Origin of the sequence: Massilia sp. X63, assembly GCF_041023745.1 — a bacterium.
Taxonomy (GTDB): Bacteria; Pseudomonadota; Gammaproteobacteria; order Burkholderiales; family Burkholderiaceae_D; genus Telluria.
The window spans coordinates 824,948-850,051 of record NZ_JBFTEF010000001.1 but is presented as its reverse complement, the minus strand read 5'-3'; the positions used below and the strand labels follow the sequence as shown (position 1 = coordinate 850,051).

The following is a 25,104-nucleotide window of genomic DNA, read 5'->3' as shown; positions in this document are numbered from 1 at the left end:
GCCCGTCTTGAACGACACCGAACTGCAGCGCCGCTGCCACACCGTCTTTCCCGGCCACCGCGCCCGTCCGCCGGCCGAACTGTTCGCCGCCATGGCCGCGTGGTGCGAGGCCAATGGCGTCGAGCACGACGTCTACGGCAGCGGCGCCCTGATCGAGGAGTTCGAAGCGAAGGTGGCGCGCCTGCTCGGCATGGAGGCCGCGGTGTTCTGCATCAGCGGCACCCTGGCCCAGGTCACGGCCCTGCGCCTGGCCTGCCAGGACCGCGCGCGCGACCTGGCGGCCCTGCACCCGACCTCGCACATCTTCGTGCACGAACGTTCCAACTACCAGCTGCTGGGCCACTTCAAGGCGGTGCAGGCGGGCGATCGCTACCGTCCCTGGCTGCTTGCCGACCTGGCCGCGATTCCCGACCGCCTGGGCGCGGTTGGGATGGAGCTGCCGCTGCGCGAGATCGGCGGCCAGCTCTCCCCCTGGGACGAGCTGGAAGCGATCAAGGCCCATTGCAAGGCGCGCGGCGCCCACCTGCACATGGACGGCGCGCGCCTGTGGGAAGCCGCCGCCGGCTACGGCAAACCGCTGCACGAGGTGGCGGCCGGCTTCGATTCGGCCTACGTGTCGCTGTACAAGGGCATCGGCGGCCTGGGGGGCGCCATGCTGGCCGGCAGCCGCGAATTCGTGGACCGTGCTGCCGAATGGTTCCGGCGCCAGGGCGGCAACGTGATCCACCGCTCGCCCTATGTGGTGGCGGCGGCGATGCAGTTCGACCAGCGCCTGGCCGCCATGCCGGACTACCTGCGCCGCACGCAATTCCTGTACGCGGCCCTGGGCGCCCACCCACTCATCCGCGTCAATCCGGCCGCGCCCCAGGTCAACATGCTGCACCTGCACTTGCCGGTGCCGCCCGAACGCGCGCTGGCGATCCGGCGCGCGCTGGCCGAGGAGCACGGCATCTGGATGTTCAACCGCATCGCCACCGGCGTCCTGCCGGGCACCAGTTTCTTCGAGCTGTACGTGGGCGACAACCTCCTGAACGCGCCGGACCAGCGGGTGCACGCGGCGCTGGACCTGTTCGCGCGCGCGCTGGCCGCGCCGCCGGCCTAGCCGGCGTCATCCGGCGGCAGCGCCGCGTACCAGTCGGCATAGGGCGTGTTCTTCGCCATCCGGCGGTTGAAATCGGGGGCGCCGTCGGTCCACCATACGGGACCGCGTTCGCCCAGCGCGCGCTTGGCGGCATCGACCGCGGCACGGGCGTCGCGCTCGGCATGCCCGTCGCCCGCGCGCTTGGCGGCGCCGACCTGCCGGCGCGCCTGCATCAGGGCCTCGACCAGCATCTGGCGCCGCTGCGGCGCGAGCCCGGGATCGCTGCTGCGCCAGAGGCGTCCCCGCACCACGAAGTAGCGGCCGTCCGGCGTGGTCGGATAGGTCCGGGTAGTCGTCATGACCGGACTATACCCAAGCCGCGGACGCAAGCGCGCACGACCGCGCCGGCTTGCTAGAATGTCGGGTTTCCATCCTGTCCATGTTCATGCCACGAACCGTTTTCGCCAGCATGGCGCTGCCGCGGCGCATCGCCCTCGCCTTCGTGTGCGCGGCGTTCGCCGTGCTGTGCCTGTCCAAGGCGCGCCTGATCGGCGACGGCATGGAATACCTGATGATGGCCCAGGGCTTCGTGGCGCACGGCTCGCCCGAGCTGCGCCGCGCCGACGTCGCCGCCCTGGCGGGGCTGCCGCCGCAGGCGCTGGCGCGCGGCCGCCTGCAGCCGGGACTGCTGGACGCAGCGATCCCACGCATCGAGCGCGACGGCGAGATCGTGCACGGCTTCGCGCGCGCACTGGACGGCAGCATCCAGGCGATCCACTTCTGGATGTACTCGCTGCTGGCCGCGCCCTTCCATGTCCTGGTCACGCTGCTGGGCCAGAACCCCTTCACGGGCCTGGTGCTGCTCAACCTGGCGATCCTGGGGCTGAGCGCATGGCGGTTGCAAGCCTGGCTGCCCACGGCCGGCCTGCCCGGTCTGGGCCTGCTGGTCCTGATGGGGCCCCTGTACTACACGGCCTGGGCCGGCCCGGAAGTATTGGCCGGCTGCTGCGTGCTGCTGGCGACCCTGGCCGCGCTGCGGCGCGACCTGCCCTTGTCGGTGGCCCTGGCGGGCCTGGGCGCCACCCAGAACCCGTCGATCGCCGGCTTGATCCCGGCCGCGGCCGCCTATGCGCTGCTGTACCGCTACCTGCCATCGAGCGCGCTGTTCCCGGCCTCCCGTGCAGCGCGCCGCGCGCGCGACACCCTGCTGGTGATCGCCGGCTGCGTGCTGGCGCTGCTGCCCTACCTGCACAGCCAGGCCGTATTCGGCATGCCGAGCATCATCGGCCGCTACTACACCGACCCCGGCCTGATCGGGCCCGAGCGCCTGTTTTCCTTCCTGTTCGACCTGAACCAGGGCCTGCTGATCGGTTTTCCGGCGCTGCTGTCCTGTATCGCGATCGTGCTCGCCGGCCTGGCGCCGCCGCGGCGCCGCGCCTTGCTGCTGCATCTGGCGATCGCGTCGCTGCTCACGCTGGGCATGGCGCTGCCGGCCCTGGCCGCGGTCAACTGGAACAGCGGCGCCATCGTCGTCGCGCGCTATGCCTACTGGACCGCGATGCCGGTGCTGGCGGTGTGCCTGGCGGGCCTGGCGCAACTGGACCCGCGGCGCCGCTGGCTGGCGCTGGGCGCGGCCGTGTTCCTGCAGGGGCTCGCAGCCTGGCAGGCCCTGCCCGCCCGCGGCCCCGCCTTCACCCAGCACGGACGCCTGGCGGCCTGGGTGCTCGACCATGCGCCGCGCTGGTACAACCCGGACCCGGAGATCTTCCTCGAACGCGAGCGACATCGCGAAGACCTCGCCACCCACGAGCAGGTGGAAGTCCACCGCGGGCCGCACGGACCGAGCAAGCTGATGCGCTTCTGGTCGAACAGCGGCGCTAGCGGCGGCCTGTGCGCCACCGGCACCCACCTGGCAAGCGAGGACGTGGTGACGCTGGCCTCGGGCTGGCGCTACTACAACGCGCCGCTGCGCTGCGCTGCTGGCGCAGCGCCGGTCATGCGCATCGCCATCGGGCAGGACATGCCCGCGATCCTGGGCGGCGGCTGGTCGGTGATCCAGGGCGGCGCAGTATGGAACGTCGGGCCGCGCGCGACCCTGCGCCTGTCGCTGCCGCCGGGACGGCAGGCCCGCGCCATCGGCCTGGACGGCTACTACTACCATGGCCTGCGCAGGTCGCGCATCCGCGTCAACGGCATCGACCTCGGTACGCACGCCCTCGGCCAGGCGCCGCTCGACCTGCCTGCCGCGCTGGCACAGGCCCCGGTGCTCGAGATCGCGATCGCGCACACGACGGCGCCCGGCCCGGCGAGCCGCGCCGATCCGCGCGCGCTGGGTTTCTTCCTGCATGGGGTGCAGGTGGAGTTCGCGCACTGAACGAACGGGACGCGGGCCGCGAGGCTTGCGACCGGACTCTGCTAGAGTCATGCCTTCTGCCTGCGTCGGTCACAAACGAAAGGTCCCGCCATGCCGCTCGTCCTCTATGGTCATCCGTTTTCCTCGTACACGCAAAAGGTCCTGATCGCGCTGTACGAGAACGCCGTCCCGTTTGAATTCCGTTCGCTCGACCCCGAGACACCCCAGCACGCCCCCGAGTGGCTGCGACGCTGGCCGCTGCGCAAGTTCCCCTTGCTGGTGGACGGCGAGCGCAACGTGGTCGAGACCAGCATCATCATCGAATACCTGCAGCTCACGCATCCCGGCCCGGTGCGGCTGCTGCCCGCGGACCCGCTGGCTGCGCTGGGCGTGCGTTTCCTCGACCGCTTCTTCGATCTGCACGTGATGGACCCGGTGCAGCACGCCGTTGCGGGCGCGCTGACGGGCGACGCCGTGAAGCGAGAAGACGCGGTGGCGGGCGCCAGGGTGCGCCTGGAGCGCGCCTACGCCTGGCTCGACGGAGAACTGGCCGGCCGGATGTGGGCGGCGGGCGACGACTTCTCGCTGGCCGACTGCGCCGCCGCGCCGGCGCTGTTCTATGCCGACTGGACCCACCCGATCGGGGCCGATCATGTGCAGGTGGGCGCCTACCGCGCCCGCCTGCTGTCACGGCCCTCGTTCGCGCGGGCCGTGGACGAGGCGCGCCGCTACCGTCACTACTTCCCGCTCGGGGCGCCGGCAGGTGACTGAGAGCAGCGTCGACCAGGCGCGGATCCCCGCCGCCCGTCAGCCAGCCACTGGCGGGACGTCGTTTCTCACCTCGAGCAGCTCATTGAAGAGCACCCGGTAATGCACCACCGCATTGCGTAGCTCTTCAGTGGTGGCCTGGCCGCGCGTATCGCGTGCAGCAATGAACTGGGCAGCGCGGTAATTCTCCACCACCGCCGGGTGGCCGACCGAGATGTCTCCCGCACGATGTTCGAAATCGGCCACCGGATATCCACGTGCCGCCATCAGCTCGCGCACCAGCACATCGGCCTGGGCGACGACGCCTTGTGGATTATCGATGAAACCGGCCTGCAGATTCGCCCATGCCTGGCTGAACCTGGCAGCGTCGGACGGCGACAAGGGCACGATGGTCAGCTTCCCGACACGCGCTTCCCGCGCCTTGAGCTCCGATTCGGCTTTTGCCCGGCTTCCAAGTTGGTCCACGGTGCGGGCATACTCCGGGCCGAAGCGCTGCTGCAATCGGTCGGATTGCTTTTTTTGAAAGAAGTACCATGCGGCCAGCGCAACGAGAACGAGAACCACAACAAGGGCGAGCATGGTGGATGTCTGTGAGTCGAGGTTGCCCATATCAATCTCCTGTTTGCCTGGAAGGCGGCATATCCCTGGTGACCGATTATTCCTGGTGACCGATTTCATTAAGGCAGACTGAGCGAAGACGGTCGGTTCGAATGCGCACATATCCGGACACCGGCTCCGCCCCCAGGCGGCGCGTGTCACGATCGTCGCGGCCGGGAATCCCTGGATTATCCAGGCCACGTCATTGCTGCGCCCAGGGCCGGCCTGGCTTGCTGCGGTATCGACGTATTGCCACGCGCTCTCGGTTACAATGCCAGGTTGTCACCCAGAGTCATCCGTCATGCGCCAATACCTCGAATTCATGCGCCATGTGAAAGAACATGGCGCGGTCAAGACCGACCGCACCGGCACCGGCACCCTGTCGGTCTTCGGCCACCAGATGCGTTTCGACCTGCAGCAGGGTTTCCCCCTGCTCACCACCAAGAAGGTCCACCTCAAGTCGATCATCCATGAGCTGATCTGGTTCCTGCAAGGCTCGACCAACATCGCCTACCTGAAAGAGAACGGCGTCAGCATCTGGGACGAATGGGCCGACGATCAGGGCAACCTGGGTCCGATCTACGGCTACCAGTGGCGCAGCTGGCCGACACCCGACGGCGGCCACATCGACCAGATCGCCCAGGTGCTCGACCAGATCCGCAACAATCCGGACTCGCGCCGCATGATCGTCTCGAGCTGGAACGTGGCCGACCTGCCGAACATGAAGCTGCAGCCCTGCCACGCCTTGTTCCAGTTCTACGTCGCCGAGGGCAAGCTGTCCTGCCAGCTGTACCAGCGCAGCGCCGACATCTTCCTGGGCGTGCCCTTCAACATCGCCTCGTACGCGATCCTGACCCACATGATGGCCCAGCAGGCCGGCCTGGAAGTGGGCGAGTTCATCTGGACCGGCGGCGACTGCCACCTGTACAGCAACCACCTGGAGCAGGCCGAGCTGCAGCTGTCGCGCACGCCGAAGGCGCTGCCGCAGCTGCTGATCAAGCGCAAGCCGGACTCGCTGTTCGATTACCGCTTCGAGGATTTCGAGGTGGTCGGCTACGATCCGGAGCCGGCGATCAAGGCGCCGGTCGCTGTCTGAAACATGCCGCAGCGCATAGAGATTACTTGACAGCACGCTTGCAAGCAGACAACAATTTATACTCGGAATTACATGAGGACGGTAACAAGCATGAGCAGCCCAGCCACCCCATCCCGATTCGTGCAGGTGGCCGCGTGAGCCTCGATGCGGCGCCGCGCCTCACCCTGGTGGTGGCGGTCGACGCCCAGCGCGGCATCGGCATCGACAACCAGTTGCCCTGGCACCTGCCGGAAGACCTGGCCCACTTCAAGCGCGTGACCCTCGGCAAGCCGATCATCATGGGGCGCAAGACCTTCGACTCGATCGGCCGCCCCCTGCCGAAGCGCCGCAACATCGTGGTCACCCGCAACCCGGACTGGTCGCACGAGGGCGTCGACACGGCGACCTCGCTGCAGGCCGCCATCGGGCTCTTGCAGGGCGAGCCGGCCAGCATCATCGGCGGCGCCCAGATCTTCGCGGAAGCGGTGCAATTTGCCGACTGCATGATCGTGACCGAAATCGACCACGTGTTCCGCTGCGATACCTTCTTCCCGCCGATCGACCCGGCCCTGTGGCAGGAAACGGCGCGCGAGACGCACCGTTCCGAAGCAAACGGTTTCGGCTACGCCTACGTCACCTACACCCGCAAGGAGCCTTGACCGACATGAGCGACCAGGCAACTCGCACCCCGGGCACGCGGGGTGGTGACGGCTTTGCCGGCAAGGTGGCGGTACTCATCGCCCTCCTCGCCACCCTTGGGACCATGTTCGGCTTCATCGGCAGCGCCTCCCACAACAACGCCGCGCTCTACAAGAGCAACGCGGCGATCGACAAGACCAGCGCCGCGAATGCCTGGGGCCACTACCAGGCCAAGGCCAGTCGCCAGAACCTGGCCGAACTCGCCGCCACCATGCCGGGCGTGAACCAGGACCATTACCGCGAAGAGATGCGGCGCTACGGCATCGAGAAGGACGCCATCCGCAAGGAAGCCGAGCGCTTCGAGGCGGCCTCCGCCGCGTGGAACACCCTGTCCGAGAAGGAGCTGCACCGGCATCGCCAGTGGGCCGCGGCCTCGGTCGCCCAGCAGATCGCAATTTCGCTGGCCGCCATCACCCTGCTGGCGCGCCGCACCTGGCTGCTGACCCTGACGAGCGCCGTGGCCGCGTTCGGCATTACGCTGGCCTTCTTTGCCGCAATCCAGGCCGATCCGATGCCGTTCTCGGCCGGCCCGCTGGCGGCGGCGGTGGGCGCCGCGGCCCTCACCGAGGCGTTCCGGCGCCTCGGGCGCCGCCTGGCCAGCTAGAGTGCGACAAGGAATGCCCGCAATGGTTACGCTTGCAAGCAGGCTAGTAGACTAGGTTGCAAAAAAATTGCACCGGCGCGCCTGATTTCTGCGAAAATCCGTTTCCTCTTTTTCCCGGTGCCGTGGCCGGCGTACAAGCCCATCCGGGCTTGGCGCTTCCACGGCGCTTCGCTTTGGAGCTGTCCATGAAATTTCGTTTCCCCATCGTCATCATTGACGAGGACTTCCGTTCCGAGAACACCTCCGGTCTCGGCATTCGCGCCCTTGCGGCCGCGATGGAGCAGGAAGGCATGGAGGTGCTCGGCCTGACCAGCTACGGCGACCTGTCCCAGTTCGCCCAGCAGCAGTCGCGCGCATCCGCCTTCGTCCTTTCCATCGACGACGAAGAATTCGGCGGCGGCTCGGCCGAGGAAACCGATTTCGCGCTGACCGGCCTGCGCGCCTTCGTCAAGGAGATCCGCCACAAGAACGCGAACATCCCGATCTACATCTACGGCGAGACCCGCACCAGCCGCCACATCCCGAACGACATCCTGAAGGAGCTGCACGGCTTCATCCACATGTTCGAGGACACCCCGGAATTCGTGGCGCGCCACATCATCCGCGAGGCCAAGGCCTACCTGGACAGCCTGGCGCCGCCCTTCTTCCGCGCGCTGGTCAACTACGCCTACGACGGTTCCTATTCGTGGCACTGCCCGGGGCACTCGGGCGGCGTGGCCTTCCTGAAGTCGCCGATCGGCCAGATGTTCCACCAGTTCTTCGGCGAGAACATGCTGCGCGCCGACGTCTGCAACGCGGTCGAGGAACTCGGCCAGCTGCTCGACCACACCGGCCCGGTGGCCAAGTCCGAGCGCAACGCCGCCCGCATCTACAACGCCGACCACTGCTACTTCGTGACCAACGGCACCTCGACCTCGAACAAGATGGTCTGGCACAGCACGGTCGCGCCGGGCGACATCGTGGTGGTCGACCGTAACTGCCACAAGTCGATCCTGCACTCGATCATCATGTGCGGCGCGATCCCGGTGTTCCTGATGCCGACCCGGAACAACCTCGGCATCATCGGCCCGATCCCGCTCGAAGAGTTCACCCCCGAATCGATCGCCCGGAAGATCGAAGCCAATCCGTTCGCGCGCGAGGCCGTCAACAAGAAGCCGCGCATCCTGACCATCACCCAGTCGACCTACGACGGCGTGGTGTACAACGTCGAGACCCTGCGCGAAATGCTGGACGGGAAGATCGACACCCTGCACTTCGACGAAGCCTGGCTGCCGCACGCCGCCTTCCACAGCTTCTACCAGAACATGCACGCGATCGGCGAGAACCGCCCGCGCGCCAAGCAGTCCATGATCTTCTCGACCCAGTCGACCCACAAGTTGCTGGCCGGCCTGTCGCAGGCCTCGCAGGTGCTAGTGCGCGAATCCGAGACCGTCAAGCTGGACCAGGACGCCTTCAACGAGGCCTACCTGATGCACACCTCGACCTCGCCGCAGTACTCGATCATCGCCTCCTGCGACGTCGCCGCCGCCATGATGGAAGCGCCGGGCGGCACCGCGCTGGTCGAGGAATCGATCCTGGAAGCGCTGGACTTCCGCCGCGCCATGAAGAAGGTCGACGCCGAATTCGGCGACGACTGGTGGTTCAAGGTGTGGGGCCCGGACGTGCAGTCGGAAGAAGGCATCGGCGAGCAGAAGGACTGGATGATCCACGCCGAGGACGACTGGCACGGCTTCGGCAAGCTGGCGCCGGGTTTCAACATGCTCGACCCGATCAAGTCGACCATCGTGACCCCGGGCCTGTCGCTCGACGGCCAGTTCGGGGAGACCGGCATCCCGGCCTCGATCGTGACCAAGTACCTGGCCGAGCACGGCGTCATCATCGAGAAGTGCGGCCTGTACTCCTTCTTCATCATGTTCACGATCGGCATCACCAAGGGCCGCTGGAACACCCTGGTGACGGCGCTGCAGCAGTTCAAGGACGACTACGACCGCAACAAGCCGATGTGGCAGGTGATGCCGCAGTTCGCCTCGGCCAACCCGCGCTACGAGGACCGCGGCCTACGCGACCTGTGCACCGAGATCCACCGCTTCTACAAGCAGTACGACGTGGCGCGCCTGACCACCGAGATGTACCTGTCGGACATGGTCCCTGCCATGAAGCCGTCGGACGCCTTCGCCAAGATGGCGCACCGCCAGATCGAGCGCGTCGCCATCGACGAGCTGGAAGGCCGCATCACCGCGATCCTCTTGACGCCTTACCCGCCGGGCATCCCGCTCCTGATCCCTGGCGAGCGCTTCAACAAGACCATCGTCGACTACCTGCGCTTCGCACGCGACTTCAACGAGCGCTTCCCGGGCTTCGAGACCGACGTGCACGGCCTGGTCAAGCGCGAGGTCGACGGCAAGCGTGGTTACTTCGTGGATTGCGTGAGGCAGGACGCGTAAGCGGACCATCCGGCCGCAAAAAAGGGGCGCAAGCCCCTTTTTTTACGTCCGTATCCTGTCGATGTCCGGCTTGTTTCGGGTGCGATCCGGTGCGCCGGACCCGCAGGTCAGCGGCGCTTGAGTTCGACCGGCGCCAGCGGCGCGGGCGCCGCCGCCTCGCGCAGCTCGCGCCGCGCATGGGTGATGACGGAATACGCGGCCGTGACGCCCAGCAGGCCCATCACGGTGGCCACCAGCAGGTCGGGCAAGCCGCTGCCGGTCTCGAACACGCCGAACGCCGCGATCATCACGGCCACGTTGCCGATCGCGTCGTTGCGCGTGCACAGCCACACCGAACGCATGTTGGCGTCGCCGTTGCGGTAGGCGTACAGGAGCAGCGCGACGAAGCAGTTGGCGGCCAGGGCCGCGGCGCCGATCCAGCCCATGGTATGGGCTTCCGGCACGGTGCCGGTGCGCAGGTGCCAGAAGGCGCTGCCCAGCACGAATACCCCGTAGCCGCCCATGGTCGCGCCCTTGATGAGCGCGGTGCGCGAGCGCCACACCGGCGCCAGCGCCAGTACGAACAGGGAAATGCCGTAGTTGGCGGCGTCGCCGAGGAAGTCGACCGCGTCGGCCAGCAGCGAGACCGAGCCCGCGGCCCAGCCGCCGACGATCTCGACGCCGAACATCAGCGCATTGACCCAGAGTGCGATCCAGAGGATGCGCCGGTAGCGCGGATCGACGGGCGGCTTGCCGGAGGAGCAGCCGCCGCTGCAGCAGTCAGACATGAGAGTGACCCATCAACATGATTCAGTTTTGACAGGCTAGCACGAAAAACTGTATCAGGTTTTCGGCAGCGTGACGCCGACCTGGCCCTGGTACTTGCCGCCGCGGTCCTTGTACGAGGTCTCGCAGACTTCGTCGGATTCGAAGAACAGCACCTGGGCGCAGCCTTCGCCGGCGTAGATCTTGGCCGGCAGCGGCGTGGTGTTGGAGAACTCCAGGGTCACGTAGCCTTCCCATTCCGGCTCGAACGGGGTGACGTTGACGATGATGCCGCAGCGCGCATAGGTCGACTTGCCGAGGCAGACGGTGAGCACGTTGCGCGGAATGCGGAAGTATTCGATGGTGCGGGCCAGCGCGAACGAGTTCGGCGGGATGATGCAGACATCGCTCTTCACGTCCACGAAGGAGTTCGAATCGAAGTTCTTCGGATCGACGATGGTGCTGTTGATGTTGGTGAACACCTTGAACTCGTCGGCGCAGCGAATATCGTAGCCGTACGACGAGGTACCGTAGGAAATGATCCTGCGTCCGTCCGCCTCGCGCACCTGTCCCGGTGCGAAGGGTTCGATCATGCCGTGCTGCTCCGCCATGCGGCGGATCCATTTGTCGCTCTTGATAGCCATCGGTGGATTCCAAAAAATCAATCCCGCGATTTTACGCTAAACGCTGGCCGCTGGCACCGTCTCGATACCGGGCAGCAGCTGCTCGATCATGGCATGGGTCAGGCGCGCGGTCTCCTCGGGCTTTTCCAGCGGGTACAAATGGCCGCCCTCGATCATCACCAGGTGCTCGCCGACCAGCCTGCGCGTCGCGTCCAGGCCGGCCTGGCGCAGCTCTTCCGAGGTGGTGCCGGCGATGAAGCCGATCGGCAGCGGATACGGCGCGCGCAGGATCGCCCCCATGTGGTGCGGCAGCGTATTGTAGATGCGGGTCTCGATCTCGCGCTCGAAGCGCAGCTGCACGCCCTCCGGATGGGGGATCAAGCCATGCTCGAGGTAATCGTCGAGCGCACCCGGCGCCCAGGCCTGGAACATCGGCTTGGCGATGAAATGCCGGTAGGCCGCGGCGCGGTCCGGCCACACGTTGCGGCGCCGCTCCGAGAACCTGGCCGGCGAAAAGCGCGAGCCCAGGCCACGCCGCTTCACCAGTTTCCACAGGAAAGCGCGCCAGCCGGCCACCACCGGCGAATCGAGCATCACCACGCAGCGCGCCAGATCGGGCCGCTCCTTGGCCGCCATCATGCTCAGCATGCCGCCGAGCGAGTGCCCGACCAGGATCGGCGGCTGCGCGTACTGCTCGAGGTGGTGGATCAGCTCCTCGACCAGCTGTTGCCAGCCGTCGGCCACCGGAAAGCGCGGATCGTGTCCATACATATCGTGGGCGCGCACCTCGTAGTGCTCGCCCAGGGCCTGCAGCAGGCGCCGGTAGGTGCCGCCGGGATAACTGTTCCCGTGGGAGAAGTGCAACAGCGGTTTGCTCATGGGCGCAATGGCGTGAATGACAAGGGCCCATTGTAATGAAAGCGCAGGCCCATGCGCCGCGATTAGAGGGGAATGCCTACACCAATGGCCTGACGAAATCGGCTGGTGCCCCATCCATCGCGCCAGGACCAGGGGGCTAGCGCCCGTGCCAGTAGCGCGGCTGTTCGCTGCGGTAGGTCGACACCGCCAACGCCGCGCCGAAGCGCAGCGTGACCGCGCCCTCCTCGTCGGTACGCAGGCGCCGGATGCCCAGGCTGCCGTAGCGCGCATAGACCTCCTGCTTGGGGTGGCGGTAGCGGTTGCGGTAGCCCACCTGGAAGATGCCCACCGTGGGCTCGACCGCCGCCAGGAAGGCGGACGTCGACGACGTGCCGCTGCCGTGGTGCGGCGCCAGCAGGACGTCGGCGCGCAGCCGGCCCGGCGCCCGTTCCAGCAGTTGGGCTTCCTGGGCGGCCTCGATGTCGGCGGCCAGCAGCATTGCCCGTCCGGCCGCGCTCACGCGCAGCACGCAGCTGCGTGCGTTGGCCTTCAGGCCCGGCTCCGCATACGACTGCTGCGCCGGGCCGAGCATCTCGAAGCGCACCCCGTCCCAGTCCCAGGCCTGCCCTGCCGCGCAGCGCGCATGGCGGCGCGCGGCGCGCAGCGCCGGATGGCCGCCGGGCAGCGAGGAAAGCAGCTGCCCGACCGCGACCCCGCCGAGCAGGGCGCGGGCCCCACCGGCATGGTCGGTGTCGCTGTGCGAGACCACCAGCCCATCCAGCCCGCCAATGCCGCGCCCGCGCAGGTAGGGCAACAGGATGCGCCCTGCCGCGTCCGCACCCGGCCCGTACTGCGGCCCGGCGTCGTAGAGCAGCCGGTGGTGCGCGGTCTCGACCAGCAGGGCCATGCCCTGCCCGACGTCGAAAGCGGTGACGGTGAAGCTGCCGGCCGCGGGCGCGCTCGGCAACTGGGTCAGCATCGGCGCCCACGCCGCCAGCCCGGCCCAGCGATGCGGCCAGCCGCGCGGCGCCAGCATCCAGGCCGTGCCGGCCAGGGCCAGCGCGAAGGTCCAGGCTTGCGGCGCCGGCGCCTGCACCACCGCCAGCGCACTCGCGGCAAGCAGCTGCAAGCCGCCGGCCAGCAACTCGATGCCCAGGTGGGCCAGGCCCAGCACCCATCCGGCCAGCGGCGCCGGCAGCAGGGCGCCCAGCAAGGCCAGCGGCGTGACCAGCAGGCTCACCACCGGGATCGCCACCGCATTCGCCAGCGGGCTGGCCAGCGACACCTGGGAGAACAGCAGCAGCGTCAGCGGCACCAGGCCGACCGTCACCGCATACTGGGTATGGACCGCCGCGGCCAGCGTGCGGCGCCAGCCGCTGTGCTCTTGCGTGCGCCCCAGGTTCGCATACAGGATCACCGCCACCGCGCCGAAGGACAGCCAGAAGCCGGCGCCCAGCACGGCCCAGGGATCGACCAGCACCACCAGCAGCAGCGCCAGGCACAGCACGTGCGACAGCGCCACCACCCGGCCGCACCAGAGGGCGGCCGCCACCACCGCCAGCATGTAGAAGGTGCGCTGGGCCGGCACGCCGAAGCCGGCCAGCAGCACGTACAGCAGGGCCACCAGCGCGCCGCCGAGCGCCGCCGCCTTCTGCGCCGGCAGCCTGAGCGGCAAGGCCGCGCCCTCCAGAAAAACGGAGCGGCGCCACAGGAAGGAGATGGCCCAGGCGGCCAGGCCGGCGAGCATGGTGATGTGCAGGCCGGAGATCGAGACCAGGTGGCTGATGCCGGTACGGCTGAACACGTCCCAGTCCGATTGCGGAATGCCGCGCTGGTCGCCGATCACCAGCGCGACGATCACGCCGGCATAGCGCTTGCCTTCGAGCTGCGCGAGGATATGGCGGCGCAAGGCGGCCCGCGCGCGTTCGACCGCGTGGCCGAGGCGCGGCACGAAGGCGTCGAGCCGGACGTTGCGTGCGCCGGCGGGCCGCACGTAGCCGGTGGCGCGCACGCCCTGCTCCAGCAGCCAGGCCTCGTAGTCGAAGCCGCAGGGGTTGGCATTGCCGTGCGGGCGCTGCAGGCGCACGACGAGTTGCCAGCGCTCGCCGGGCTGCACCCCTTCCTCGATCCGGTTTCCGTTCCCGGCGTCGCCGTACCAGGAGACGGCGATGCGCCGCGGGACGACGGCGCCGGGCGTGAGCGTGCGTTCGACGCGGACGTTGAAGCGCGTGCCGCCTTCGAACTCGTGCGGCAGGCTGTCGACCGTGCCGACGATGGCGACGTCGCGGCCTTCCTGTTCAGGCGGCAGTGCATCGGCCACTACGCCGTGTGCGCTCCAGGCCGCCCACGCTGCGCCGAGCAGGGCGGCGGCCAGCAGGACCGCGAGGCGCCTGCGCAGCGCGCACAGCAGGAGCGCGACGGCCAGGGCACAAGCCAGCTCGCGCGGCGCCGGCAAGGCTGCGCGCGTTTGCAGCCAGCAGATCCCGGCGAGGAATGCGAGGATGGCGCAGCGCATGGGCCGGCGGCACGTGGTGTTTGGCGGAGAGTCGACTACGCGGGGCTTGGCTCGGCGAGGCTCTGGACAAAGCTGAACCGGGCGGCGAGGAGCGTGGGTGGCGGCGAACAGGTGCAGAGGCAGGGCTCATCGCTGGGCGCGCATTCCTTGCCTTCGGACCGGTCGGCAAGGCGCGCCCGAACGCATGGGGTGGCGCCCTGCTCGCCGCACGCGGGGTAATCCACCCGGTCGCCTTCCCGAGCCAGGGCCCGGCCGTCCAGACTTGCGAAGCTGCCGGATGCCCTGACGATGCCGTCGGCGCTGGTCGTGGCGCCGTCGCGGATGTAGTAGCGCTGGTGGGTCACGCGTGCTCTCCTTCCGGGGAAAGCTGGAATGTAGCTGAGCTGGGGTGCTTGGTATTGAGGCAGCGCAGGCGGAGGTAGCACTGCGGCGTTGTCAAAGAGCGCGGCGTGGCGGATGGACCAAGATAGCTGTAGTCACGTATTTTTGGGCGAAAGCTATAGCGTCGGCACTAGTGCTGGATTGGACGCCTTGGGCGTGGGCTGTACCGTTGATCGCACGCGAATACTTGTCAACGTCTTGTCCCATAGGGCGAGCGCGGCGGTATCCGACAGTGAGGATGGTATCGCGCGGCCATCGCCCCTACCCGTGTCCATCTTGAACATCAAGTTAGAAGCCCTTGACCGTCAGCTTTTAGCCCTGCAAGAAGACTGAGCGTAAAGCCAACATCCGGGTGGCTTGGCAGCTTGGCGAACATCGTAATCTGTTCGCGTAGTTCCGCACTCAACGGATCACGGAAATAGGCAAGATCAACACAGTACCCAGGCTCCGAAGGTTTCTCGTTGTCAGGGTTTGGGACGAGTTGGGCGACAAGCTTGGACAGGTTTTTAATTTTTTTAGGGTCGTAATTGCTGGCAACCAGGTCAATACTTACGCCATCGCCGTGAACAAGTGCCTCAACGGCCACGCCTTCGTAGCGATAGTGTTCCAGCTCTAGACCATTCGTTGCGGTGCCTTCAGTGACGGTCCGACTGTGCACGAACATTTTACCGACCAGACCATTGATGCCGGTCACAACGCTTGCCGATTCCAGGTTTCTGTTTGTCCCAAACCGATCAGACGCGGTGGCAATCTGGTTCTGGCGCTCGGCAAGGCGTTTCTGGAATTCTTCCTTAGTCTCATGAAAAGCCGCGACGTCGAAGCCACCGAATCGGGCGCCGACGATGTCAAGCTGCGCTTCCGCCGGCAGATCGATCAAGAACCTACCAACGCATACAGTTTTCATTCTGTTGGTGAACTGTGCCACCAGCTGCTTGTCCTGCTCAGTACTCTGTCCCCAGGTATTTGCTATAACGGCGATCACCGTCACCGCTAGCACAAGGGCAAGTCCGACACGCAATACACCTTGCATTTCGCCTCCAGGCAAGTTCGACCAAGAGCGCCGACTGCGCAAGCGATCCCGAAATGGACTCTATACCTCGCGGTCTGGCGGCAACACGCCAAGGGCTGCGCCGGCAGTCTCATGTTCTGTTCCACCCGGTGAATCTGCAAGCCGCATTAAGCGCCATGCACTGCGACGCTGGATTGCTTGCGGTGCGCCCGAGGCGTGACCAAAAATTCGTGGCGCAACACTGAAAGTGGCAGGCGGAAGCACGCTACCCTGGGCGAACCAGCGTGTGCCATCGAGAGCAGCCGATTCTTCACAACGCCACCAGCCGCTAACTGGACATGGAACACCGGTCGAGGAGAAGCTGCCAACCGCTGGACCGTTTCGACCAACGTCGTCGGACATGGCAATCGACACCGTTGTCCCGATTGATGCGGATGCCTTTGCCAGCGGCAACTGCGGTGACTGCCTTTTGCGGGTTCGGTGGTCGACCAATTTCCAGGACGTCGGAGTTTTCGACTCGAAGTTGGGTTGAAGACCTCGAACTTTATCCCACAAGCTTTGAGGAGGCAGCAACAGCGCCTGAGGCATAGGCTCTCCTTTCTTAAAGTATTGCCGACGTCCGCCCATGACCCCAATCTCCTTGCTCCCATCCGTGCATTCCCACCAACCGCTCTCCGGACACGAATCTCCTGCAAGCGCTTGGGTTCCAATAGAAATTCCTGACACACTAACCGGCTGAACTGCCATGCGTTCCGTTGGGCGTAGGCGGAGACTGGAAAGAACGGTATCCCAAAGACAGGTTGCTGCGCTCTCGGATAGTGACGAAGGGACCGGCCCGCGCTCGCTATGCCCGGTATCCATTTTGAATACAATGTGTGGAATAAACACATTGTTCTCCGTTCCATTCACTTCCCACCAAAAGCTGTACACGAAAGCATCGTTATTCTCGACGAAGCGCTCGACCAGTTCCTCTCCCTCGATTCCATCGATTGTTCGCTTGTCAGCTCGCAATCGCGACACGCGCGCTTTCTCGTCGACGCCGAGTCGTGTATCCGAATCAGCTCCTCGTTCGAGGAGCCCTTGCCGATCAGGCTCGGTACCGGCCGCCAACATCACTTTAAAAACGACATCCGGACGATTTGGAAGCCAGGCTGCCAACATGACTTCTTCGCGTTGTTCCGCGCCCAGTGGGTCACGAAAGTAGGCGCGGTCGATGCAAAATCCTGGGCCGGACGGGATGCGGTTGCCCGGATTTGGAACCAACTGCGCGATCAACTTCGCAAGCTTGCCAATGGTTTCCGGGTCATAACTGGGCGCAGACAAGTCAACGCTAATTCCATTGCCATGAACCAGCGCCTCAACTGAGACACTTTCGTAACGATAGCGCTCCACCGTCAGGCCGTCGGAGGACTGCCCCTCGCTTATATCCCTGTTGTGGACAAAAACCTGACCCTTCACTCCGTAGTCGTTCTGCACGTCGCTCACCGATTCCAGATTTTTAAGCCCTCCGGGTCTGTCAGGAGTGGCTTCCAACTGCGTCTTACGCGCCATAACTCTTTTCTGAAACTCATCCTCGGTCTCGTCGAAGACGGCAATATCGAATCCGCCTACACGAGGCCGGTGGAATTCATAATGTGTCTCTGCCGGTACATCAAGCAAGAACCTACCGACACAAACGGTTTTCATTTTTTCGGTCATTCGCGCCACCTCATGCTTGTCCTGTTTGGCGCCTGTGTGCCAGGTTCTCGCCAAACCCGCGATAACAACCCCGGCCAGCATGACTGCCAGCCCGGTCCGAAACAGGCGCCTCACGACATCTCCTGGACGATCTTCGCGATCAGGCGAAGCGTCAACATAAGTATGTCGTTATTCTTATACGACTCCTGGTGATCGAATCCCTGTACTGCAAATACCTGTTTGACCTTTCCGGCAGGTCCTGCGCCTGACTGATGTGGCACAGTTCCGTCACCACGTGTGTCTTGCACATCAGCTTCAAAGCGCAACGCTGTCTTACCCTCGAGCAACACCCGTCGGCTTTTACCAAAAGGCTGATCAAGTATTTGAGCGGTAGAAATGTTCGACGTGGTAAGCGCCGTGGCGGAATTGCCCCATTGCCGGGCGGTCCAGCGTACCTGCCCAAAGGACAGTTTGTTGCGGTCGTCACCGTAGAAGGCATAGGTGTTTGGGTGATAGTAATCCCCGAGAGATCGGTGGAATTTCTCTGCCGTGCTGATCGCATCCGTGATCGCTTTGAGCGCTAAGTTCTGGCTCGGATATTTCTTCGCAGGATCAGCTAGGCGCGGGTCGATAAGTCGGTACCAGCGCCGCATATTACGGTACAGGTCGTACGGATTCGGCGCAATGGGACTAGGCAATTTCAGGTAATCGGTCGCCACCTCCTCATGCGGCTTGATCAGTCCTCTCGCTTCATGATTTGGGGGAAGCTCCGGACCACTCACCTTAACGACACGAACGTGAAGCCATGGTCCAGGATATAGCTGGTTTGGAAGCAGTTCGAGTGGTCCAGGAGAAGTAGCTAGCACAGGGGTTGTGTTCTCAGTCGAGCCACCAAGGACCTTCGCAGTAAAGTAGCCAGTTACGTCTTCGAGCACACCATTGCTTGGGCTGAATGCCTCAGTCCCACATGCAATCCTGCGGTAAGCCACTGGCGCTCCATACGTCGGCATCACACCATGAATCACCCCAGCAATCTTTTCAGGAATTCGCTTCGCGCACGCTCTTGCAACTAGCCCGCCCATTGAATGTGTCACAAGGATAACTTTCTCGCACTGTCGCTTCGATTTGCGCCATGAGTCGATAATTTCTGTGATGCGCTTTTCCAGCAACTTGGACGAGGTTTCACAGTCGTCCAGCCAGTTATATCCGAAGCAGTACACTGGGTAATATTGCTTCGCGTGTTTCTCCAAATGTGCAACGGTCAGTGGCGACATTTCGCGAATGCCCCATTTGCGCGGGTCGTACCGCATGGCCTCCTTCCAGTGCGATTTGACCAAACGGCGGTTCGTCTTTTCATCCGTTTCGAATGTCTGGTTCAGCTGGGTTTGCAGCACAGACAACAACAGACTGTACGAGCCGGCATGAACCTCTCCCCAGCCACGAGCACGCAGATCGGCTTCAGTGAGCAGGTAGCCATCTTCACTTTCCGGGACGACCACCGGCCCGCGGTCATCAACTTCTAACGAAGCGCGGTCGAACAATTTTTGACGATCCCGCGGCGACAGCATGTCCCAATTTTTTGCCTCGCGCACTGCCGAGGGGATGTCGTTCGGTGGGCGCCATGCAATCGCACCTGGAGACAAGCTCGCGTTGCGTTCGTCACTCTGTCTTCCCAAACGCGGTTTGAGTTTGGCACGCAGATTTGTACCCATAATGCCGGGCACGACAATGACGGGAAGGACTGAGTTGGGAGGGATGAGCCCGAGGCCACGGATCATATACTCCGCGGAGGACATATAAGAATTTACCTCCCAACCGCCGTGCGGCAGGGGGACGAGCGACGGCAATGGCCTGGTCGGTTCACGCATGACGGTTCCCGACAGCTTATTAATTGGAAGACGGAAGAAGTTCGAATCGCACCGGCCCCAGCGTGTCGCTCAGCACGAGCGCAGTACGACCCTGGTCGTCGCTAACGCCCTCGATCGTTCTGCCATCACTCAGGTGGGCAATGTAATTTTGGAATGGAATTGGCTCCCGCGTTTGGAGATGGCGCAGGACAAGACGTTCATTGGTCTTTAAAGTGGTTTTCGCGGAGTCGGGTCTGGTCGGATCGCCACCGCCGGGACCGCCCCGGAGGACACTGCTCGCCTTGAGCGTGTGCGTTCCGGAACTTTGCTGCACGATCGTGCCCGCCCCCCATTCGGTTTGCGTCCCCTGCGAAATAATCCGCACCACTGGCGCTTCGATATGGATCGCTTCCGCCGATATCAGGCTGATCTTCCCCGACGACTTGACCTCGACCGCGCCCTGGTGGGCTTCCAGCAGCACGTTCCCCCTGCCCGCGACGAGCTTGATGCCGCGCGCCTGGGCGAAGGCGCTGATCCCGCGCGCCGCGCGCAGGAAGATGTTCTTGCCCGCAGAGGTGCGCACGTCGCCGCCGCTCACCACGTCGAGCTGGCTCTCGGAACCGAGCGCCACGTTATCCTGGCTGGCCAGGACGATGCCGGCCGGCGCGGTGACGGCGACGATCGGCTCGCCGCCCTTGTCGCCGGCGGCGACGTTGGTGCCCTGGTCCCAGCGCCGCAGCTTGTCCGACAGCTCGGCCAGCTGCTTGCCGCTCGGCTCGTCCTCGGTGTGCTGTTCGGCCAGTTTGGCGACCTCGTCCGCGATGCTCTGCATCAGTTCGGCCAGGCCGACGAGGCCGGCGCGCGCCAGGTGCGCGCTCCCGGCCGCCGGCGCCGCCTCGGCGCTCACGAGCACGCCGTCCTTGCCGCGGATCGCCACGGTATGGTCGCTGCGCAGCTCGGCGCCTTCGCCGCGCGGTTCGGCCGTGCCATTCGCCTTCGGCTGGGTCAGCCAGCCGAGGTTCAGCTGGGCGGCGCCGTGGTCGCTCGCCAGCTGGGCGCTGATCTCGCCGCGGGTGTCGTCGAAGCGCAGCTGGTTGCCGCGCACGCCGTTGATCTCGCGGGTGCGGGTGCCGGACAGGTAGCGGTTCCCGGGCAGGCCGCCGGCAGTGCTCAGCGCCGGCGGCTCGCCGCGCTGGTTGAACACCTGCGACAGGACAACCGGCCGGTCCGGGTCGCCGCCCAGGAAGGCCACCAGGACTTCGCTGCCGACGCGCAGCAGCGACAGCGTGCCGCACTGCTGGTTGGCGCCGGGGCCGGCGCCGGCCCAGTTGGACGCTACCCGCACCCATGCCGAGTCGGCCGGCGTGTTGGACGCCCCGGCGCCGTGCGCATGCTTGTGATCGGCCGTGCGCATGCCCGGGAAGCGGATCTTGACCCGTCCCAGCGCATCGCAATGCACTTCTTCGCCCGGCGGGCCGGTGACGATCGCGCTCTGCAGCTGGGGATGCGGGAGGTCGATGCGCGGATCGAAGGCGGGCACCAGCGGGATGCCGCGCCGCACCGCGTCGAAACGCATCTTGACGCGCACGCCGTCGCCGCCCACCGGATGCTCGTTCGGCGCCAGCATCGCGCCGTCCGGGACATAGGGGCCCAGCAGGCGGCGCACCCGCGCCGACAGGTCGGCTGGCAGGTTGTTCTCGGCTTCCAGCCAGACCGCGGTGACGACGAAGTCGCGCTCGGCTTCCGGGTGGGCGTCGATCTCGGGGTGGCCTTGCAGGGTGAAGTATTCGCCGGCGCACAGGTCGCGCACGCTGCCTTCGCCGTGGAAGCACTTGGTGTCGAACTCGTGCCGGTTCATGCGCACCTGGCCGAGCCGCCAGTGGTCTTCGACGTCGTTACCGGCGTGCGGCATCTCGACCAGGTAGTCGTCCAGCGTGGCGGCCAACGCATTGCCGTTGCGGCCCTGGTCGGCCATGCTGCGCGCGGTGGTCGTCATGAACTGGGTGCCCGTGGGGTTGCGGTAATCCCAGCTGTGGCGCGTGATGCTGCCCGGCTGGAGGCGGCGCGCGGCGCACCAGGAGACGACCGTGTCGCGCTCCTCGGTGGCATCGATGCGGTGGTAGCGCACCGTGCCGGCGGCGCTGCGCGGCAGCGATGCGGGGTCGGAGAACAGCAGCAGCGTGTGCACCGGCGTGTCGTCCGGTTCCTGTTCGGCGGCGCCGCGCGCGCGGCCGGGGCGGAAGGTCCAGGCGATGCCGCGCCGCTTCAGCAGGCGCCGGACGAAAGCGGCGTCGGACTCGTTGTACTGCATGGTCTGCTCGCGCGGCGGATACAGGCGCATGTCGAACAGCGGGTCGAGCTCGTAGTCGAAGGCGCTCGCCATGACGCTGTTGGAATGGCGCCATTCGTCGAACAGCACCTGCACGATCTCGAGTTCGTTCTGGTAGCGGAACACGCGGCTGTTGATGCGCTTTTCCATCACCGCCAGGGCGTCGCGCAGTACCAGCTGGTAGACGGCCAGGCCGCCGTCGTGGTCGCCGGCACGCGCCTCGGCCACGATGCCGCAGATGCTGCGCAGCTGGCCGCGGTCGGTCACCAGCTGGAGTTCGGCCGGGACGGCGATGAGTTCCTTGAGCGGGAGGCGCGGGGTTTCGGCGACGCAGGTGACCAGGTATTCGAAGCCGCCGCAGACCGATTCCTGGCCCTGCACGCGCTGCGGCAGCAGCAGTTCGTCGGCCAGGTGGTCGGCATGACCCAGGCGCAGCCGGATCGGCCGGTGGGCGGTCGTCAGCGATTTCTCGTGCCGTAGCATCTGCAGGAATTCGCTCGCGCTGTCCATTCACTCTCCCAGGTAGCAATGCTGCGCTCGCAGCGAAGAGTGCATATTGGCAGAACAGAACAGTTGGAACTTGTCGTGCCTCAGCGCTACAAACGAACTAAAGCGTTTAGCCACGGTCGCACGAAGCCGCTGCCTATCGATTGCTACTTATCGGCGCGGTTAGTGCTACTTCGCTAATTAGTAATTTGCTCAGTGTCGTAAGCGCTCAGGCGACCTGGGGCGGACGGTCCGCCAGCCGCGGAATCGCCGCCAGCGTATTCCGGTGCACCGCCTCGCGCAGCTCGTCCACGCCGAGGCCGCGCAGCCCGGCCAGGGCGGCGCCGATCGCCGGCAACTGGTCCGGCGTGTTGCGGCCCGGATGAATCCACGCAGGGGCGATGTCCGGCGAATCGGTTTCCAGCACGATGGCCGCCAGCGGCAGCTCGGTGGCCAGGCGCCGGATCTGCAGCGCGCGGGTAAAAGTCATCGCGCCGCCGAAGCCCAGGTGAAAACCCAGGTCGATGAAGTTCTGCGCCTGCTGGAAGCTGCCGTTGAAGGCGTGCGCGATGCCGGCCGGGGGCCGGATCTGGCGCAGGTGCTTCAGCACCTGGTCCTGCGAGCGGCGCACGTGCATCATCACGGGCAGCGCGAAGTCGCGGGCGATGCGCAGCTGCTCGCGCAGGAAGCGTTGCTGCTTCTCGCGCATGGCCGGTTCGCACAGCATGGGAATGAAGAAATCGAGGCCGATCTCGCCGATCCCGACGAAGTTCGGGTCGCCCAGCGCCGCCCGCACCGCGTCGCGCAGCGCTTCCAGGTCTTCGTCGCGCGCCTGCGGTATGCAGATCGGATGGATGCCGAGCGCATAGCGCACGTTCGGCGCCCCGGCGGCCAGGCTGGCCACCGCCGCGAAGTTTCCGCGCTCGACCGCCATCGCCACGATCGTCGACACCCCCGCCTCGGCGGCCTGCGCCGCCACGTCGAGCGACTGGGTCCCGAACTCGTGGGCGTCGAGGTGGCAGTGGGTATCGATCCACATGGGAGAACCTAGGCTTCGGGCGCCTGCAGGCCGTGCTCGGTAAGGCGCAGCACGCGGTCGCAGCGGCGCGCCAGTTCCATGTCGTGGGTGACGATGACGAAGGCGGTGCCGAGGGTGCGCGACAGTTCCAGCATCAGGTCGAAGATCGACTGCGCGGTGCTGTGATCCAGGTTGCCGGTCGGTTCGTCGGCCAGCACGCAGGCCGGCTCGGTGACCAGCGCGCGCGCCAGCGCCACCCGCTGGCGCTCGCCGCCCGACAGTTCGCCGGGGCGGTGCACCACGCGCTTGCCCAGGCCCACCCGGCCGAGGATGGCCTCGGCCTTCTTCAGGGCGGTCGCGCGCGGCTCGCGCCGGATCATCAGCGGCATCATCACGTTGTCGAGCGCCGAGAACTCGGGCAGCAGGTGGTGGAACTGGTACACGAAACCGAGCGAGGAATTGCGCAGTTCGCCGCGCCGGGTTTCGGACAGGGCGGCGAAATCCTCGCCCAGCAGGCTCACGGCGCCCGTCGAGGGGGTATCCAGTCCGCCCAGCAGGTGCAGCAGGGTCGACTTGCCGGAACCGGACGCGCCGACGATGGCCACGCGCTCGCCGCGGTGGATCGCGAAGTCGATGCCGTCCAGGACCTTGACCGTGTAGTCGCCCTGCTTGAAGGTCTTGCCCAGGCCGCGGCAGGACAGCACCGCAGCGTCGGCATGGTTGATGGGATTATTCATAACGCAGCGCCTCCGCAGGTTTCACGCGCGACGCCGCCCAGCTCGGGTACAGGGTCGCAGCAAACGCCAGCAGCACGGATACGCCGCCGATCTTGAACACGTCCGGCCAGCGCAGGTCGGACGGCACCGCGCTGATCAGGTAGATATCTTTCGACAAGAACTGCACTCCCAACAAACGTTCGATAAACGGGACGATGACGTCGATGTTCAGGGCCACCAGCACGCCCCCGCCGACGCCCAGGATGGTGCCGAGGATGCCGACCAGGGCGCCCTGCACCATGAAGATCTTCTGGATCGAGCGCGGCGAAGCGCCCAGGGTACGCAAGATCGCGATGTCGGCCTGCTTGTCGGTCACCGTCATCACCAGGGTTGACACCAGGTTGAAGGCGGCCACCGCGATGATCAGGGTGAGGATGATGAACATCATCTTCTTCTCGGTCTGTACGGCGGCGAACCAGTTGGCGTTGAGCTTGGACCAGTCGCGCATCTCCAGCTTGCCCGGCATCGACTTCTTGAGTTCTGCGGCCACCACCGGGGCCTGGTGCATGTCGGCGATGCGCAGGCGCAGGCCCATCGGCGCACCCAGGCGCTCCATGCGCTGCGCATCCTCCACGTGGATGAAGGACAACGCGGCGTCGAAGTCCATGTGCCCGGCCTCGAAGATGCCGGACACCGTGAAGCTGCGGCTGCGCGGCAGCAGGCCGGCCGGCGTGACCTGTCCCTGGGCCAGCAGCATGGTGACCTTGTCGCCGATGCCGACGTTCAGCGCGCGCGCCAGCGCATAGCCCAGCACGATGTTGAACGAGCCCGGCTTGAGCGAATCCAGGCTGCCCTGGCGGATCTGCTTGGCGATGTCGGACACCTTGGGTTCCTCCGAAGGCAGGATGCCGCGGATGATGGAGGGCCGCATCACGCCCTGCCCCTCGAGCAGGCCCTGGGTCTCCACGAAGGGCGCGACGGCGCGCACCGCCGGGTTCTTCAGGGCCTGCTGTCCGGCCGCGCGCCAATCCGGCATGCTGCCGGACTGGTCGAACACCTCGATGTGCGCCAGCACCGACAGCATGCGGTCGGTGACTTCCTTCTGGAAGCCGTTCATCACGGACAGCACGATGATCAGGGCCGCCACGCCCAGCGCGATGCCGGACACCGAGATCAGGGAAATGAAGGAAATGAAGCCGTTGCGGCCGCTGCGCTTGCCGCCGCGCGTATAGCGCAGGCCGACCAGCCATTCATACGGCAGATTCTGGGTGAGTCTCATG

General features: G+C 65.8%; 22 protein-coding genes. 7 read left to right on the top strand and 15 right to left on the bottom strand.

Features of this window, described 5'->3' with window-relative positions:
- The first annotated feature begins 7 nt into the window (after positions 1-7).
- A complete protein-coding gene (locus AB3347_RS03995; RefSeq protein ID WP_369090460.1) occupies positions 8-1,102 on the top strand; it encodes a low specificity L-threonine aldolase in 1,095 nt (364 codons plus the stop codon).
- On the opposite strand, the gene AB3347_RS03990 is transcribed toward AB3347_RS03995, so the two are convergent.
- On the bottom strand, positions 1,099-1,440 hold the full coding sequence (locus AB3347_RS03990; RefSeq protein WP_369090459.1) for a hypothetical protein: 342 nt from the start codon (positions 1,438-1,440) through the stop codon (positions 1,099-1,101). The two genes, AB3347_RS03995 and AB3347_RS03990, sit on opposite strands and share 4 nt — an antisense overlap.
- 86 nt (positions 1,441-1,526) lie before the next feature.
- Between AB3347_RS03990 and AB3347_RS03985 the strand changes: the two genes are divergently transcribed.
- Together AB3347_RS03985 and AB3347_RS03980 are read left to right on the top strand one after the other, a co-directional pair.
- Positions 1,527-3,455 (top strand): hypothetical protein, encoded by a 1,929-nt coding sequence (locus AB3347_RS03985; protein WP_369090458.1) that lies wholly within the window; start codon positions 1,527-1,529, stop codon positions 3,453-3,455.
- Positions 3,456-3,545: 90 nt separating this feature from the next.
- Positions 3,546-4,205, top strand: coding sequence for a glutathione S-transferase family protein (locus tag AB3347_RS03980; protein WP_369090457.1), 660 nt, complete (start codon positions 3,546-3,548; stop codon positions 4,203-4,205).
- A gap of 36 nt (positions 4,206-4,241) precedes the next feature.
- Here AB3347_RS03980 and AB3347_RS03975 read toward each other — a convergent pair whose 3' ends face one another.
- Positions 4,242-4,811 (bottom strand): hypothetical protein, encoded by a 570-nt coding sequence (locus AB3347_RS03975; protein WP_369090456.1) that lies wholly within the window; start codon positions 4,809-4,811, stop codon positions 4,242-4,244.
- 289 nt (positions 4,812-5,100) lie between these two features.
- Between AB3347_RS03975 and thyA the strand changes: the two genes are divergently transcribed.
- From thyA to AB3347_RS03955, 4 genes are all read left to right on the top strand, one after another.
- Positions 5,101-5,895, top strand: coding sequence for a thymidylate synthase (thyA, locus tag AB3347_RS03970; RefSeq protein WP_369090455.1), 795 nt, complete (start codon positions 5,101-5,103; stop codon positions 5,893-5,895).
- 134 nt (positions 5,896-6,029) lie between these two features.
- On the top strand, positions 6,030-6,533 hold the full coding sequence (locus AB3347_RS03965) for a dihydrofolate reductase (protein ID WP_369090454.1): 504 nt from the start codon (positions 6,030-6,032) through the stop codon (positions 6,531-6,533).
- 5 nt (positions 6,534-6,538) lie between these two features.
- Positions 6,539-7,177 (top strand): DUF4337 domain-containing protein, encoded by a 639-nt coding sequence (locus AB3347_RS03960; RefSeq protein WP_369090453.1) that lies wholly within the window; start codon positions 6,539-6,541, stop codon positions 7,175-7,177.
- Positions 7,178-7,362: 185 nt separating this feature from the next.
- Positions 7,363-9,621, top strand: a complete 2,259-nt coding sequence (locus AB3347_RS03955; protein ID WP_369090452.1) for an Orn/Lys/Arg decarboxylase N-terminal domain-containing protein — start codon at positions 7,363-7,365, stop codon at positions 9,619-9,621.
- Between the two features lie 107 nt (positions 9,622-9,728).
- Here AB3347_RS03955 and AB3347_RS03950 read toward each other — a convergent pair whose 3' ends face one another.
- The 13 genes from AB3347_RS03950 to AB3347_RS03890 all read right to left on the bottom strand — a co-directional run bounded on the left by AB3347_RS03950 (position 9,729) and on the right by AB3347_RS03890 (position 25,103).
- Positions 9,729-10,388: a cation transporter gene (locus AB3347_RS03950; RefSeq protein WP_369090451.1), complete on the bottom strand. Its 660-nt coding sequence runs from the start codon at positions 10,386-10,388 to the stop codon at positions 9,729-9,731.
- Positions 10,389-10,442: 54 nt separating this feature from the next.
- A complete protein-coding gene (gene dcd / locus AB3347_RS03945) occupies positions 10,443-11,009 on the bottom strand; it encodes a dCTP deaminase (protein WP_369090450.1) in 567 nt (188 codons plus the stop codon).
- 36 nt (positions 11,010-11,045) lie between these two features.
- Positions 11,046-11,867: an alpha/beta fold hydrolase gene (locus tag AB3347_RS03940; protein WP_369090449.1), complete on the bottom strand. Its 822-nt coding sequence runs from the start codon at positions 11,865-11,867 to the stop codon at positions 11,046-11,048.
- A gap of 136 nt (positions 11,868-12,003) precedes the next feature.
- Positions 12,004-14,361: a DNA internalization-related competence protein ComEC/Rec2 gene (locus AB3347_RS03935; RefSeq protein ID WP_369090448.1), complete on the bottom strand. Its 2,358-nt coding sequence runs from the start codon at positions 14,359-14,361 to the stop codon at positions 12,004-12,006.
- A 35-nt stretch (positions 14,362-14,396) separates the two neighbouring features.
- Positions 14,397-14,705, bottom strand: coding sequence for a PAAR domain-containing protein (locus tag AB3347_RS03930; protein ID WP_369090447.1), 309 nt, complete (start codon positions 14,703-14,705; stop codon positions 14,397-14,399).
- 153 nt (positions 14,706-14,858) lie between these two features.
- Positions 14,859-15,017, bottom strand: coding sequence for a T6SS immunity protein Tli4 family protein (locus AB3347_RS03925; protein ID WP_369090531.1), 159 nt, complete (start codon positions 15,015-15,017; stop codon positions 14,859-14,861).
- Between the two features lie 8 nt (positions 15,018-15,025).
- Positions 15,026-15,772, bottom strand: coding sequence for a T6SS immunity protein Tli4 family protein (locus tag AB3347_RS03920; protein ID WP_369090446.1), 747 nt, complete (start codon positions 15,770-15,772; stop codon positions 15,026-15,028).
- Positions 15,773-15,832: 60 nt separating this feature from the next.
- Positions 15,833-17,563, bottom strand: a complete 1,731-nt coding sequence (locus tag AB3347_RS03915; RefSeq protein ID WP_369090445.1) for a T6SS immunity protein Tli4 family protein — start codon at positions 17,561-17,563, stop codon at positions 15,833-15,835.
- Positions 17,560-19,206 carry an esterase/lipase family protein gene (locus tag AB3347_RS03910; RefSeq protein WP_369090444.1) on the bottom strand — a complete coding sequence of 549 codons (1,647 nt, stop codon included), beginning with the start codon at positions 19,204-19,206 and terminating at the stop codon, positions 17,560-17,562. The genes AB3347_RS03915 and AB3347_RS03910 overlap by 4 nt, the downstream gene beginning before the upstream one ends.
- Positions 19,207-19,315: 109 nt before the next feature.
- Entirely contained in the window at positions 19,316-22,114 is a 2,799-nt protein-coding gene (locus tag AB3347_RS03905) for a type VI secretion system Vgr family protein (protein WP_369090443.1), read from the bottom strand.
- A 205-nt stretch (positions 22,115-22,319) separates the two neighbouring features.
- Positions 22,320-23,129 (bottom strand): TatD family hydrolase, encoded by an 810-nt coding sequence (locus AB3347_RS03900; RefSeq protein ID WP_369090442.1) that lies wholly within the window; start codon positions 23,127-23,129, stop codon positions 22,320-22,322.
- Positions 23,130-23,137: 8 nt separating this feature from the next.
- On the bottom strand, positions 23,138-23,845 hold the full coding sequence (gene lolD, locus AB3347_RS03895) for a lipoprotein-releasing ABC transporter ATP-binding protein LolD (RefSeq protein WP_369090440.1): 708 nt from the start codon (positions 23,843-23,845) through the stop codon (positions 23,138-23,140).
- Positions 23,838-25,103 (bottom strand): lipoprotein-releasing ABC transporter permease subunit, encoded by a 1,266-nt coding sequence (locus AB3347_RS03890; RefSeq protein ID WP_369090439.1) that lies wholly within the window; start codon positions 25,101-25,103, stop codon positions 23,838-23,840. Before AB3347_RS03890 ends, lolD begins: the two co-directional genes overlap by 8 nt.
- Position 25,104: the final 1 nt, after the last annotated feature.